This window comes from Microbulbifer okhotskensis (assembly GCF_023895975.1).
Classification (GTDB): domain Bacteria; phylum Pseudomonadota; class Gammaproteobacteria; order Pseudomonadales; family Cellvibrionaceae; genus Microbulbifer; species Microbulbifer okhotskensis.
Genome location: NZ_JALBWM010000114.1, coordinates 1 through 12,593, shown reverse-complemented (window position 1 = coordinate 12,593; position 12,593 = coordinate 1). Strand labels below are relative to the sequence as shown.

The following is a 12,593-nucleotide window of genomic DNA, read 5'->3' as shown; positions in this document are numbered from 1 at the left end:
AAATTTCAGATAGCTGTTAAAAACACGGGCCCGAATTGCTCGTGGGCTGGGTCGCCCAGGAGGACCCGCTCATCAACGCTTTGAAGTCTTGATTGCATGATCCATTGCCTTATCAAGCTCTATCGGCAGGTGCCGCCGAGCAATACCCTGTGCAATCCCAACAAAAGGAAAGCGCTGGCGGTAGTTCGGCCTGCCTTTAAGGAAAATAAGAATGGGTTTAGCGGTTGGGTTACGCTTACCACCAGCCCTCTTCCACACCCCATACCACTGCTTATTACGCTTCCCGGTAACTTTTCCGACAAAATATTTAGACTTAGTGCCCTGCACACCATCAGCTCCACTCTTTTTAGCGCCGGAGTTAGCACGCAGCTCTGCCAAAATCCTTTTGTAAATCCCAACCGAAATGTTGCCATGCTTATTTAACTTGGCCTCCTTCCCATGCACTACATACATCCCCCTAGGTAAGAGGCCCGCATGCCGAAGCGCTCTCTCAAAGCGTTTGTCAGCCCGGTTCTCATCAATCACCGAGGGCGCCAAGTACTGACTAGGTGCTGTGCCATTGGGTGCCTGATCACGAATAAAGATCTTCGCAACGCCTGAGCGCTTAGTGGCTTTCTTCACCAGTACAGAGTTCAGTGTCAGATTTGCTGGATTTGCAAAGATGCGCCCAATGGCTGCACGCTCTTCTCCCCGTATACGAAACGCCACATTATTCAGAGCAACGGAACTGGCATAGGGCAGCTGCTTTTTTAATTCAGCAGATGCCTTATCAAACTTTGAGGTATCGAGCTTTACACTAACGTCCATCGCTCTTCTCCTTCACAGGGTCACCCTCCCCCCGCTTCATCTGCTCACGCTTCAACTTAATATCCTGATGCCGGTAATAGGCGAATACTGCGATGGAGAGCAGGCCGGTGGTGAAGGCACCGTAGGTAATTACATACTGCTCAAACACCGAGGCAACCTGAGCTGTCACGCTACCCACTCCCGCAATCCATATCATCAGCCGCTCCATAGCCGTATTTGCTGCATCAGTTGGACTCATTGAACCGGCCTCTTTGCTGCACCTTTTATCGCAGCTAATGGCTTCATGATGTGCTGGCTGATCCCATAAGAACCGAAGAAGAAAATAATCACCGCCGCGAAAGCACCAAACATCAACGTCGACCCAGCAACAGACCAAATAAACTTCGCGTACCCAGCATCCCACGGCCACACCACCACAGAGGCCATCACTAAAAACATCTCGATACGAATAATTGCCAGGGCCGCAAAGCGCCGGGTTAAGCTGCGCTGGGTATTCTCACTCGCGGTGCTTCCAACATGTGCAACCACCGTATCGATAATTTGTTTACGGGCTTCTGACGCATGGCGAATTAGCTCTTTCGCATCTTCAGCGCCTTCCTGATCGGTATAGGACAGGCCATCAATCCAACCACCAGCGCGCACCAGCAACCCGTTATCCTTATCGAGGATGTCGTCCACGGGTTTAGCGTTACTGCTAAACAAACTCTTTACCCCAGACCAAATACTCATCACGGATACTCCGGCACGTAGTGCGTAATTGTCAGATTAAAGTCAGGTGGCAACATATCTCGCAGCTGCTGCATCGCCTTGCGCGACTGCAACACCCACCAACCACCAGGAGCTTGAGCCGTTCCAACACCAATGCAGCCCCGAACATCAGAGGCATAGTTGGCGGTATGGATTAATATTTTTGAACGCCCAGGAACATCAACCAGTTCCCACACGTTCGGGTATTTTGGCGAGCTATACGCCGCGCAGGAATAAACACCCTCAGGAATGCAGCTCTCAAACGGGCGATTACCCAACCACGGGCGCTCCACCGTATAAAACACACTGTCGCGCACTCTAAGCCGCCCCAATGTGGCATCAGGCCCATAGGCGAATCGTTCAAGATTGCAATTCATGTGGTAGCGCTCACAGCCCTGCATTGCAGAGCAAATAGAATTCAAAAAAAAGGCGCCCAAAAGAGCGCCATCAAGAACATTAACGAGGATGAAAAACGGTAGATCTGAAACGAAAAAACCCGGCTGGGGGAGCCGGGTTTCTGTTGCAAGCGGAAAAACCGCAAGCTAGAAAAAAAGTACCATCCTGGCACAAAGTCTGTCAACCCACCTTCAAAAGATTTTCCTTATAAATTTCTACAACCTCAGAAATCGGGCCCAGAGCACGAGCAGGAAGCGGGTCCAAGCGGCGCCGCAATCTTTGCCACAAACTCTTCCACTCCCCATCCCACCGCTTCTTATCACACCCCAAAATACTACGCGCCCGGGCAAGATCGATTGATCGCCCATTCACATCCCGCAACGCACACGCACCAATACAAAATAACGCCAGCTGGCTAACCTTCTCTCTTGGGTGCGGCTCGCCCCACTGATCGAATTCACACATCAAGTAACTCAGCAGCGCCGCCCGCTCTTTAAATCGTGAAGCCGGTGGCGCATAGGCAGCCATGCCCCAGCAATAAGCCAGCGGATCACTATCCCGCAGCCTGGCAACCACGCTTTGGATTAATCCCTTCTCGCAGGCATCCATAACCCGGCTACCGCTCCCCCTTCCCACAACCGTCTCAGTACCACTCACTCGTGGCGCATCAATTCGGCAGATGACCTGACCCGCCTTGCCCTGCACCTCACCACGAATCACCACCTTCCGGCCCCGGCGCGTGCTTAGAGTGGCCGTACTTCTACCGCCCATAGCCTCGTAATCAAACGCCGCTGCCGCCCCATCGAACGCATCATGCCAAGCCTGTCTCGCAGTATCGAATCTCATATCACTCCCCCCAAGACCTCAAACGGTAAACTCAAGCTGGCCCGCCCGGACCCATCACGCGGCTTCCTGAAAACTATCGAAATACTCCTGAAAAACCTTTCTCGCCACATGCAGATTATCCCGATGGAAAGTCCCCAAATAATCCTCATGCACCCGCCGAATTTTATTTTGAGTAACCACCGTATGGGCAAACACCAAATCCACTTGGCGCGGGTTATCCGTGCGAAACACCGCTAAGGGTCTACTCGCAGCGGTTGTCATAATTCGCTCTTTCGCCTCGATGAGAGTCACAACGGTCATAATTCTCACTCCATGATGATCAGTAATTACCAGTTAAAATCTTCCAGCATCTCAGCCCAGGTTGTTGGCTCGCTGGTAGGCTCCTCACAGGGGATATACTCCCCCACCAAAACCTCCTCCTCTGCGCCTTCTGCACTCACTGGAACAACCCCCGCATTTTTGCCAGCTCGCCCTCACCGCACTGACGAGCCCGCTCCTGAACGCCTTTGTCAGGCAGGGCCAGAGGTTCAAATTCTTTGTGCGCCGCACTTCCCGGAGCTGGTAAGCAAAGTCCAAGGAACTCCGCATAATTCGGCGGCCAACTGGTTTCCCCATTGCGCGCCGCCTCGATATTGCGGTGCTCAAGGGTTTCCATCCCCCTAGCCCAATCCTTGTCTGACAAACTGCGCGTCTTACGCGCCCACAGCATAAAATCCTCACCGTAAGCCCCATTGCGCTCACCCTGCTCAGAGTCATACAGCGCGTACTGGGACGTCCACTTGTGGCCATACAGCTGCGCCATGCGTTTCCACAGGGCCAGGAGCAGCTTCTCGTGCCGAGGCTCTAGCGAAGGCCGCATTGATTTGGTTTTGCTGCTGCTGGAGCCGGTTGCCAGCGCCTGAGTTACGGTTTTCATTGCCCACTCCCTGTTGGTTATTCGCTGGACGGCTGTACTCCTCTCGCCAGTGCTTCCCAGCACCAAAGAACCGCTTGGCCTGCATAACAAATTCGGTGCCGATTTTTCCCGATTGCTCGCAGTAACGGCGATAGCGTTCCAGTCCTGATTGAAATTCTTCCAGCGGATGAGATTTGCGTTGCTTGCGATACACCTTCAGGGCCTCCCCCTTTGGATTACCGCCAGCCCGTTTTGGGTAGGATTTCCACAGCTGTTCAAATTCGGAATCAATCGGATCAACTTCCGGAAGTTCCGGATTTGTTCCAATAGTATTATTCTCTACTGTATTACTCAGTAATGTATTCCTCTCTTTTAGGAAACCTAAATACCCCCCTTTAGGATTCCTAACGGGGTTGTTTAGGTTTTCTAAATACCCCCCTTTAGGTTTCCTAAATAGGTCAGGCTGGTTTTTAGAGTGCATTTCAGACAGGAAAATGTTCCGCTCAACAACCCGTTTACCTTCCCGCTTATGGCGAAGATTGATATACCCCTTCTCCTCCAGCGAAGTGAGGATTTGCGACACCCTCGACGTGGATACCCCAAAGAACTCAGCAAACGCCTTGTTAGACTTGAAACAGCCCCTCACCGGGTTAGCGGATAAACTCTTGATCTCCACCAACATCACCTTTTCTTGCATCGTTAAGGATTTATCCAGCCATAAACTGGCCGAAATCCAAACCCCCTCAAAAGCTCTTTCTTCAGACACAATGAACCCTCCAGCAGAAACACTAGAATCAGCAAAACCAATCATTAAATATTTTTAAATTACGATATTTACGGCGAACCTATTCCGATTCAGACCACCCCTTAAATGAATTAATAAGTCGGACAGACCCGGCTGCTAATCAGCGTTCACCGAGCTAATCGCGTTCTTGATGGAGCCGACCCAATCATCAACACACCCTCCATTCTGATAGGCGATCCCTAGGGCCTGATCGAATATTTCTTTCTTCGTTAAAACAATATTCGGGTCAGGATTTTTTGGGTGAAGCCCTGCTGAGCTTCCAGCTACCAGCGCTTTACCCTGTTCAGAATCTACGGTCTTCTCGACTTGCTTATCCATCTTTCTCTCCCTGTATAAATCCCCATATACCGCAATGAATTAATCCCGATCTTCAAAAACCACAGAATGGCAGGACAATAAAATGGGGAGTTGAAAATGATCGTTATTCTGGTTTCTGAAATGAATCCGCACGGTCTTAACTTGCCTGCCGAACTTCTGGCATGGCTTGCCGATCAGCAGCCTCAAAAAGCTCAGCCAACCTCGGGCAAAGATCCACAGCCCGAACCACCCCAGCTGCCACCTGCTCCGCGCGCAGAGCTAGTACAGCTGACGCACCATGTTTTCCATTTAGTAAGTTACTAATGGCGGGCTGACTGACCCCAAGAGCATTGGCGGTTGCCTGCTGCCCCCCAAAGTGCTCAATTAGTTTCTCGGCGGCCTGCTCGACCTGATTTAGCTTGTTCATGGCTGGAGAATATAATAGTAATTATGTAGCGGTCAATAACTATAATTATTATTAATTATATGAGTGAGCTTATAACATTTGCCCCCACCACCATACGGAATAAGCAAGTGACCGACCTGAAAGACAGGCTCATAGCGGCCCGAAAAACCGCAGGCAAAACACAAAAGCAGGTCGTAGAGGCGGTGGGTATTTCACAGCCCGCATATTCGAACCTGGAGCGAGGGAAAGCCTACGGCACTCGTTACATCACTCAAATTGCCCTCTATCTCGACGTTAACCCTGTATGGCTCGCCACTGGTCAAGGTGTAATGCGCGACCCCACGATTAAAGAGATCCGCCGCAAAAATTTGGAGCTGCAATTTGATAAATATGGAATGGAGGGGCTAAAGGAAAAGCTTCCCGATCTGGAAAGCTATATTCATGTCATTTTCACAGAAAACCGCTCAATCAACAGCAGAACTGCCAGGAAGATCGAAGCCGGACTGGAGCTACCCCTAGGATCATTGGACTATGACGCAACAGCGCAAGAGGCAGGCACCTTTGGCAGCAACGTTAGCCCAGGCCCCCGCATACAGGGCCGGGTGCCTCTGATTAGCTGGATTCAAGCGGGTGCGTTCTGCGAGCCTATAGATATATTCGAGCCAGGTGACGCAGAAAACTGGATGCCCTGCCCGGTTAAGCACTCTGATCGCACTTACGCCCTACAAGTAAAAGGCGATAGCATGACCAGCCCCTACCCCGGCCATAAGTCCTACCCAGAGGGAACCATTATCTACGTAGACCCCGAAGTACCCGCCACCAATGGCTGCCGAGTAATCGCAAAGCTAGACGGCGAAGCAACATTCAAAACCTATGCGGAAGATATGGGCCGAATCTTCCTTCGACCAATCAACCCCAGCTATCCTGCAATGGATATCACCGGCAAGAATGTTTCGATTTGCGGTGTGATCCTGGGCTCTTTCAGCCCCGGCTAACACAAAAAAGCCCGCTCATCGGCGGGCTTATATCAGGCATGAGGCATTTAAATAGGCTTGTATCCAGCAGTCTCAAACTCAAACACCCGCTCTCCAGCCTTATGGAATTTTATCCCTACTTTTAGCGGCCTTCCGGCCTTTAGCGCTTGGCGCAGAGTGTAATCATTCTCAATAAATATCACGTCAGAATCATAGGTAGGTGACTGAATGCCAGGCCAAAGCTCCGCCTCACTATCTCCGATCTTTATTCGGAAGTCGCATTTTGAAGCGCTGCAAAGCATCTGCCCTTTATCAATGCTGAAATAAGCATCTTGCCACTTACCAGTCTTGCGAATCACGAGGCTCAAGGTAGAACCTTTCGGCAAACTGTAAGGCCAATCAAACTGAGTGGTATTCACCGAATGTAGTCGCGCCACCTTAGTAACCTCCCCAGTCATTTCATCACTGAACTCGCCAAAATACCAAGCAGGCGGCTTAGGTGCTATCTGGGCCTTCGACTGAGAGTAACCGCCCTGAGAACGCTCCACCTCTACTCGCTCTGCATAATCAGCAAGAGGTCCACCCGCCTGATACGCGATATAACCCACAAACCCTACGGCCAGCAGCCCAATTATGCCAATCCCCTTTTTCGGCGCTGGTGCTCCGCAACCCGGACACATCTTTGCTTTGGTGCTAACGGACTCACCACACTCTTTGCATTTGACCATGGCCATAACTTGCTCCCTGTTGATTATTACTGGTACAGAGCGCCTTACCCACTCAAGCCCCTGACACCTAATAGGCCGCCCCCCGACCACACCACCAAGGCTGCAATCACTGTCATCCATGGATAAACGCGCCTCCAGAATATCAACACCCACTCCGAACTCAACTTGCACAAGAAGATATAACTATAGTTATTGACTTCAATAAATAATTAAACTTATTATTTGAATGTCAACCACGGACAGGGCAGCCAAAATGCACACCACGCAGTACCGACCACTGGCCCCACGCCAGGCCGAAGCGCTGACGCATCGGGCGCAGGGACTCTCCAACCGAGAGACCGCCCAGGCGATGCGGTGCTCAGTGACCAACGTCACCAACCTACTGGCGGAGTGCTTTTACAAGCTACACGCCCGTAACAGCACCGACGCGGTGGCCAAGGCGGTAAAGCACGGATTAATTCAATTCATCCTGATCCTCACCGTAATTGGCGGCATCTCTGCAGATCAGGAACAGCTGCGCACTCGATTCCAACGTCGTCTCAACTCTCAAACCCTTCGAATCCGCAACCGGGAGAACCTCGCATGAGCGCCACCGTGTTTGTACATCCAACCGCAATGACCCAGCGCAGTATCGACTGGCTCCAGCGCCGCACCGGGCAAATCGCCATCGCCGATCACCAAGGCCGCCGCGTTCGGTTAGTGCAGCCAAAACCTGCCCTTGTAAGACCCTCGCACGATGATTGGCCCCCGTTCGGAGGAGATGCCGCATGAACCAGATCAACCCCGCCCACAGCGTGGAAACCCTGCTCAAAGTCGCCAACGGCTATTCCGGTGCCAGCAAAGCTGCCGCATTGGTTTTGCTTTCCGCCTGGAATAGCAGTGATTTCGCGGTCCCGGTTGCAGAACTCGCCCTACTCGATGGCGATAACTATCAACACGCCATCAATGTGATGAACCTGCGTTACCACGGCAAAGAACCGCAAAGCGTGATTGCCAACGGCGATAAAAAATTCCACGCCCTCTACCGCGAATGGAATCACCTAGAAATTCAAAGGAAGGAAGCCGCATGAACCCAGCCCAGCCGCTCCCGCAAATGCCCTGCCCCTACTGCGGAAAACCCGCAGAGCCAGTATTTAACGGGCACTTGCAATTACGCGGCTGGAGCTGCCAACCCTGCCGATACTGGGAATCCGCCATCGGCAGAGAAAGGACGTTCAAAAAAATAATGGGCTCAGGCCATGAGTGAATTTAGCCGGATTTTAGAGCTGTACGAAGAGCTATTAACCACGGTTAAGCTGCAACAATTTCAAATAAATGAATTGCGCCGTGCAGTAACTCAACACGCGCAAACCATTTACGCCCAAGCCCCTCAACAAGAAACAAAAAAACAGGAGGCAGCGTGAAAAAGGAAAAAACCTTCACCATCGCCCAAGCCGCTCGCCTACTGGGCATGGGCCGGAACAACTTAATGAAACTCATGCGGAACAACGGCTTATTACACAGCCAAGAACCCATGCGCAACTCCCCCACAAAGTGGGCCACTACGCAGGGCCTGCTCGTAGCAGAAAATGCGGAATACAAACGCGGCGTGGTGGCAGTGCCGTACATCAACACCAAAGTGACATCCAACGGCATGGTCTGGATGCGCGACCTTATCGAAAATAAAACTGTACCCCAGGCCAGTTAAATAATTTACCCGCGCCCCAGGCGCATCAGTCAGCTGTAACCATTAGGGCTGCCGGTACGGAGCCCAATTTTAAAAACCTTGGAGCATCCCATGAGCACAAACGTAACCCAGGTACTTGCCGATTTGGACGGCGGAGTATTTATAGAAAAACTAGCCCACATCCTCAGCGAGGTTGCCGGCGCAGTTACCGATCACGAGAAAAAGGGTGAGGTCAGTATCAATCTGAAATTATCCAAAATCCAAAACAGTGATCAGGTTCAGATTGAGCACACCTTGAAATTCAAAAAGCCGACCATGCGCGGCTCTATCATCCAAGATGATGCCACTTCTACTCCGATGTACGTCGGCACCAAAGGCGCCCTCAGCTTCTATCCCGTAAAACAGCCACCGCTGTTCGATAAAGAGAGCAACGGCAACGTGGCCAAGCTTCAAACCAACGGCTAACAAAAAGCCATAACAACCAAACCCACCAACCAAACCCAAAAAGAAAACAAGGATTTATCGATGACCATGGACCAAAGTGCAGTAAAGGAAATCAAGGAGTCACAAACTACTGCCGAACTGGCTGCAGTGATTGACCGGGCCAAGCTTTCCACTCCAGCAATGGCCGCTCCGGTGGATTTCCAGATGATCAACCTGGAAAAATATCTGCAGGGCCGTACACGCTATCGCGGAGAGATGGAAACTGCCTCCCTTGAAGACTTTGAAAAATACTGTATGGATTTCGGCAATGAGAATTCCAAGTGTTTTGTCGATCCGGAGAGTATGACCGCAAAAACCATTTTCAACTTGGGAACCACTCAAGAACCCGGTCACGCCGACTTCACAGCAAAATTGCGCTTAATTAAAACCGCTGAATTTAAAGCCCTACTACAGCTTAATGGTGATCGGTGTACGCAAAAAAGCATGGCGGAATTCATGGAGGATTATGCAGAAAATATAATCTGTTATTCCGCCGATGGTGAAGCGATCCCAACCAGCAAAGCCATTGCCGCCGTGCGCCGCCTCACTATCGAATCCTCCCGCAAAGAGGACCACGCCGTCGATGACTTTAAATCTAGCCGCAGCGCCTTGGAAAATATCGAAGCCCGTAGCGAAGAGGTTCTACCGGCAGGTTTTAAATTTGAATGTACCCCCTACAACGGCCTGGAAGCCCGTAGCTTTGACCTGCGCTTATCCATCCTTACTGGCGGAGAGGCCCCACGCCTTACCGCCCGTATTAAGCGCCTAGAAGCAATACAGGAGGCCATGGGACGAGAACTACAGATGCACCTCAGCTCAATGCTGGTTCAGTCCCAAATGAAAACCTACATAGGCGGGTTCGCCGCGTAATTACAGGCTGACACACAACGATAGCCGGGCCGCAGGTACTGGGCCCAAATACAGGACCAATATCCCCATGAAAAAATATATCCCCATGAAAAGATTCGCACTATTTACCGGCGCTTATAACTTGCTAATGGGAGGCATCAAAGATTTCAAGCGCTCCTACGCAACCGAAGAAGGAGCCTACCAAGAGGTAGAGCGCATTGCCCAAACAGGCCCATTCACACACTGGGCGCAAATCTTCGACAAGAAAACCGACACCGCAAAAATTTATCGTATCAAAGATAAAAAAATCACCGAGGACAAACCCACAGATTGCCCTCATTCAAAAGCGACCGAAGCACCGCAAGTCGCCTAGCCGCAAATAAAACCAGCTTTCTCAGCCCGCCCAGTGCGGGCTAAGTAGGTAGAGAAACTGATAAATAAAGCAAGGGAGTACTTGAGATGGACACCACTGCTTCATGCAAGCGCTGCGGAAATGTAATTCAAGAAAAGCCATACCCTGCATGGTGTGACCAATGCCACTACCCAGGCATTAAAGATGAATATCAAGAAATGCGCGACCTTATCGAAGAAGGTTACTCGTACGCGGATGCAGCTGTGCGAAGCGGCTACAGAGGGGCCGAGGAATTCTGCGGTGATGCTTAATGCAACCAAACCGAAACTTATTCAGCCCGCCCAGTGCGGGCTAAGTGGGTAGAAAAACATAGTGAGAGCATCGAACCATGAACACCACCGAATTCAACAACCAATACCCACCCGGCACCCCCGTAATTTATGTTGATGATTTTGGCAAGGAAACACACACAAACACTCGATCAATTGCTTGGGATGTATACGGCACGGCAGTTGTAAAAATTGAAGGGAAAGCTGGCGGAGTAGCGCTTGAAAGAGTCAATCCTTGCCGTTGATATCGACTGAACGAGAGCCAGGGAAATATTTTGAAAGCACGTCAATACAAAAAACTCTGCAAGAAAGCGCGCACACTGTTAATCGCTTTGGGCGAGTCTGCCTTCAAATTTTACGAAGAGTACGACTACGTAATGGACTGCGGGCACCTTAAATCGGCGTACGTCTGGGGAGTCTATGAGGCCCCGGATTATTTCGGCGAGAGCGAGTGGTACAGCGCTTGGAATTTACTGGACCAACGGGTTGCCGACGAAACCGCCAACTGGGGACCTGAAGAGCAGAACCCCTACCGCACCAGCATTAAAGGAACCATTCGTGTTTTGAGCTATGCGCGAACATTAGCGGAGCTAAAAAATGCCCAAGCGTAAACCCCGCAAGCCAGTTAGCAAGCAAGCCCAACACGCCCGCCGGGTAAATTGGAGAGACATGTAATGACACCAGTACAAAAGGCAAAGCTTGAAAAAATTGATGATTACGGTCTTCTTGCTCTGCAACTTGACTGTGAGCATTTGGAGTTCTGTATCCGGCGCTTAGAGGGGGTTTTGATAGAAATCCATTTTAAGGGCTGTGAATCCGAGGCACAGAAAGTTAAAGACCAAGCGTTGAAACTTCTACGCGAAGGGTTGGAGTTGCGTGAAATCTATGAGGAGCACCAAGAGGAAATAGACAGGGAAATCTATCCGCATCGCTTCATTACGAAAAACAGCGACCCAATAAAGGAAGCAAAGCAATGACAAACTTTGTTTCAGGAGTAACTCACCATATATGCATTGATATCCAAGGCGCGTTAAAGAGATCCGATAAGTGGCTAGATGGGATTTTGCAGGATGCTGAAACCGGGAGAGAACTATCTCCAAAAGAGGTACGGCATCTTCTACGTAAACAGCAAGAAAAGGGGCTCAGCTTCTTTAGTGGCTGCAACAACATGGACTCTACTGGACGCTGCGCAGGACACCCACCAGAGGAAGAAAGCAGTGCCCAAGCGTAAAACCCGCAAGCCCATGAGCAAACAGGCCCAACGCACCCGCCGAGTAAACCGCTGGCTTAACGGCCTGATCCTCACCGCGCGCAGCAGCACCGGCCTGGATACCGAGGGCGATCCGGTTTTGACCATCACCCACCGCCGCCAACGCGGTGCAGTAGGCAATATCGCCCGCGCTGATTACCAGCATGAAATATTGAACTGGCAACACCACTGGATGGTGACGGTATTTGTTGAGTGCAAAACCCAAGAAGGCGATTTCTATAAAGACTCAACCGAGTTCGAAGCCTACGGCGTGCGACTTAATGACCTAGCCGAATTAGTACGCCCGGAATTAGACACCATCAAAAACAAAGCCAACCCGAATCATTACAAAGACCATGGTTGGCAGGCAGAGATTCTGCCGAATCGTAAACAGGAAAAAGGGAGGGCAGCATAATGAAAGAGACTTCAATTTTATTTAATGGAGATATGGTGCGGGCAATTCTGGATGGCCGTAAAGCCCAGACGCGCCGATTGATAAAACCGCAGCCATTTAATGGCGCAAGCGATGGGGAGGCTATCAAGCAAATCGGCGGCTTGCCCCCTGCTCGCAACCTGTCGAGCATCCTTACTAACGCCTGGCAAACTGGATTTGTAGATATTCCATGTCCTTATGGTGAGCCCGGCGACCGCCTATGGGGGCGTGAAACATTTCATATTCCAGGTGGCTATTTAGATCAATATCTTATCGATGAGATAAGCCAGGGAATTACCAAACGAGAAGAACAAGTTTGCTACAGGGCAGA

26 protein-coding genes are annotated in these 12,593 nt (G+C 50.8%); 15 read left to right on the top strand and 11 right to left on the bottom strand.

Annotation, left to right across the window (positions count from 1 at the left end; all coding sequences use genetic code 11):
- Positions 1-72: 72 nt before the first annotated feature.
- From MO867_RS18005 to MO867_RS17960, 10 genes are all read right to left on the bottom strand, one after another.
- Positions 73-807, bottom strand: a complete 735-nt coding sequence (locus MO867_RS18005) for a hypothetical protein (protein ID WP_252471749.1) — start codon at positions 805-807, stop codon at positions 73-75.
- A complete protein-coding gene (locus MO867_RS18000; RefSeq protein ID WP_252471747.1) occupies positions 797-1,045 on the bottom strand; it encodes a hypothetical protein in 249 nt (82 codons plus the stop codon). Before MO867_RS18000 ends, MO867_RS18005 begins: the two co-directional genes overlap by 11 nt.
- Entirely contained in the window at positions 1,042-1,536 is a 495-nt protein-coding gene (locus MO867_RS17995; RefSeq protein WP_252471744.1) for a hypothetical protein, read from the bottom strand. Before MO867_RS17995 ends, MO867_RS18000 begins: the two co-directional genes overlap by 4 nt.
- Positions 1,536-1,931, bottom strand: a complete 396-nt coding sequence (locus MO867_RS17990; RefSeq protein WP_252471742.1) for a DUF5675 family protein — start codon at positions 1,929-1,931, stop codon at positions 1,536-1,538. The genes MO867_RS17995 and MO867_RS17990 overlap by 1 nt, the downstream gene beginning before the upstream one ends.
- A 199-nt stretch (positions 1,932-2,130) precedes the next feature.
- Complete coding sequence (locus MO867_RS17985) at positions 2,131-2,796, bottom strand: hypothetical protein (RefSeq protein ID WP_252471740.1); 666 nt, start codon at positions 2,794-2,796, stop codon at positions 2,131-2,133.
- 54 nt (positions 2,797-2,850) lie between these two features.
- The gene (locus MO867_RS17980) at positions 2,851-3,096 is read right to left on the bottom strand and encodes a hypothetical protein (RefSeq protein WP_252471738.1); all 246 of its coding nucleotides are present in this window, start codon (positions 3,094-3,096) and stop codon (positions 2,851-2,853) included.
- A gap of 136 nt (positions 3,097-3,232) precedes the next feature.
- Positions 3,233-3,598, bottom strand: coding sequence for a hypothetical protein (locus MO867_RS17975; protein ID WP_252471736.1), 366 nt, complete (start codon positions 3,596-3,598; stop codon positions 3,233-3,235).
- Positions 3,549-4,457 (bottom strand): helix-turn-helix domain-containing protein, encoded by a 909-nt coding sequence (locus tag MO867_RS17970; RefSeq protein WP_252471734.1) that lies wholly within the window; start codon positions 4,455-4,457, stop codon positions 3,549-3,551. The genes MO867_RS17975 and MO867_RS17970 overlap by 50 nt, the downstream gene beginning before the upstream one ends.
- Positions 4,458-4,592: 135 nt before the next feature.
- On the bottom strand, positions 4,593-4,814 hold the full coding sequence (locus MO867_RS17965) for a hypothetical protein (protein ID WP_252471732.1): 222 nt from the start codon (positions 4,812-4,814) through the stop codon (positions 4,593-4,595).
- 136 nt (positions 4,815-4,950) lie between these two features.
- On the bottom strand, positions 4,951-5,220 hold the full coding sequence (locus MO867_RS17960) for a YdaS family helix-turn-helix protein (RefSeq protein ID WP_252471730.1): 270 nt from the start codon (positions 5,218-5,220) through the stop codon (positions 4,951-4,953).
- A gap of 107 nt (positions 5,221-5,327) precedes the next feature.
- Here MO867_RS17960 and MO867_RS17955 point away from each other — a divergent pair, with 107 nt between their 5' ends.
- The gene (locus tag MO867_RS17955) at positions 5,328-6,194 is read left to right on the top strand and encodes a helix-turn-helix domain-containing protein (RefSeq protein ID WP_252471728.1); all 867 of its coding nucleotides are present in this window, start codon (positions 5,328-5,330) and stop codon (positions 6,192-6,194) included.
- A gap of 47 nt (positions 6,195-6,241) precedes the next feature.
- Here the strand turns inward: MO867_RS17955 and MO867_RS17950 are convergent, their stop codons facing one another.
- The gene (locus MO867_RS17950) at positions 6,242-7,054 is read right to left on the bottom strand and encodes a hypothetical protein (protein WP_252471726.1); all 813 of its coding nucleotides are present in this window, start codon (positions 7,052-7,054) and stop codon (positions 6,242-6,244) included.
- A gap of 100 nt (positions 7,055-7,154) precedes the next feature.
- Between MO867_RS17950 and MO867_RS17945 the strand changes: the two genes are divergently transcribed.
- From MO867_RS17945 to MO867_RS17880, 14 genes are all read left to right on the top strand, one after another.
- Positions 7,155-7,487 carry a response regulator transcription factor gene (locus MO867_RS17945; RefSeq protein ID WP_252471724.1) on the top strand — a complete coding sequence of 111 codons (333 nt, stop codon included), beginning with the start codon at positions 7,155-7,157 and terminating at the stop codon, positions 7,485-7,487.
- Positions 7,484-7,672, top strand: a complete 189-nt coding sequence (locus MO867_RS17940) for a hypothetical protein (protein WP_252471722.1) — start codon at positions 7,484-7,486, stop codon at positions 7,670-7,672. Before MO867_RS17945 ends, MO867_RS17940 begins: the two co-directional genes overlap by 4 nt.
- Positions 7,669-7,971: a DUF7673 family protein gene (locus tag MO867_RS17935; protein ID WP_252471720.1), complete on the top strand. Its 303-nt coding sequence runs from the start codon at positions 7,669-7,671 to the stop codon at positions 7,969-7,971. The genes MO867_RS17940 and MO867_RS17935 overlap by 4 nt, the downstream gene beginning before the upstream one ends.
- 168 nt (positions 7,972-8,139) lie before the next feature.
- The gene (locus MO867_RS17930; protein ID WP_252471718.1) at positions 8,140-8,304 is read left to right on the top strand and encodes a hypothetical protein; all 165 of its coding nucleotides are present in this window, start codon (positions 8,140-8,142) and stop codon (positions 8,302-8,304) included.
- Positions 8,301-8,588, top strand: coding sequence for a phage antirepressor KilAC domain-containing protein (locus MO867_RS17925; RefSeq protein ID WP_252471716.1), 288 nt, complete (start codon positions 8,301-8,303; stop codon positions 8,586-8,588). The genes MO867_RS17930 and MO867_RS17925 overlap by 4 nt, the downstream gene beginning before the upstream one ends.
- A 90-nt stretch (positions 8,589-8,678) precedes the next feature.
- Positions 8,679-9,032, top strand: a complete 354-nt coding sequence (locus tag MO867_RS17920; RefSeq protein WP_252471714.1) for a YfdP family phage-associated protein — start codon at positions 8,679-8,681, stop codon at positions 9,030-9,032.
- Positions 9,033-9,092: 60 nt separating this feature from the next.
- Positions 9,093-9,920, top strand: a complete 828-nt coding sequence (locus MO867_RS17915; RefSeq protein ID WP_252471712.1) for a DUF2303 family protein — start codon at positions 9,093-9,095, stop codon at positions 9,918-9,920.
- 67 nt (positions 9,921-9,987) lie between these two features.
- Positions 9,988-10,272, top strand: coding sequence for a hypothetical protein (locus tag MO867_RS17910; protein ID WP_252471710.1), 285 nt, complete (start codon positions 9,988-9,990; stop codon positions 10,270-10,272).
- Between the two features lie 367 nt (positions 10,273-10,639).
- On the top strand, positions 10,640-10,825 hold the full coding sequence (locus MO867_RS17905; protein WP_252471708.1) for a hypothetical protein: 186 nt from the start codon (positions 10,640-10,642) through the stop codon (positions 10,823-10,825).
- Between the two features lie 30 nt (positions 10,826-10,855).
- Complete coding sequence (locus tag MO867_RS17900) at positions 10,856-11,191, top strand: hypothetical protein (RefSeq protein WP_252471706.1); 336 nt, start codon at positions 10,856-10,858, stop codon at positions 11,189-11,191.
- A gap of 63 nt (positions 11,192-11,254) precedes the next feature.
- Positions 11,255-11,557: a hypothetical protein gene (locus MO867_RS17895; RefSeq protein WP_252471704.1), complete on the top strand. Its 303-nt coding sequence runs from the start codon at positions 11,255-11,257 to the stop codon at positions 11,555-11,557.
- Positions 11,554-11,811 carry a hypothetical protein gene (locus MO867_RS17890; RefSeq protein WP_252471702.1) on the top strand — a complete coding sequence of 86 codons (258 nt, stop codon included), beginning with the start codon at positions 11,554-11,556 and terminating at the stop codon, positions 11,809-11,811. The genes MO867_RS17895 and MO867_RS17890 overlap by 4 nt, the downstream gene beginning before the upstream one ends.
- Positions 11,798-12,244 carry a hypothetical protein gene (locus MO867_RS17885; protein ID WP_252471700.1) on the top strand — a complete coding sequence of 149 codons (447 nt, stop codon included), beginning with the start codon at positions 11,798-11,800 and terminating at the stop codon, positions 12,242-12,244. The genes MO867_RS17890 and MO867_RS17885 overlap by 14 nt, the downstream gene beginning before the upstream one ends.
- Positions 12,244-12,593, top strand: a 350-nt coding sequence (locus MO867_RS17880; protein WP_252471698.1) for a hypothetical protein, incomplete at its 3' end; no start/stop codon positions are given. The genes MO867_RS17885 and MO867_RS17880, both read left to right, overlap by 1 nt.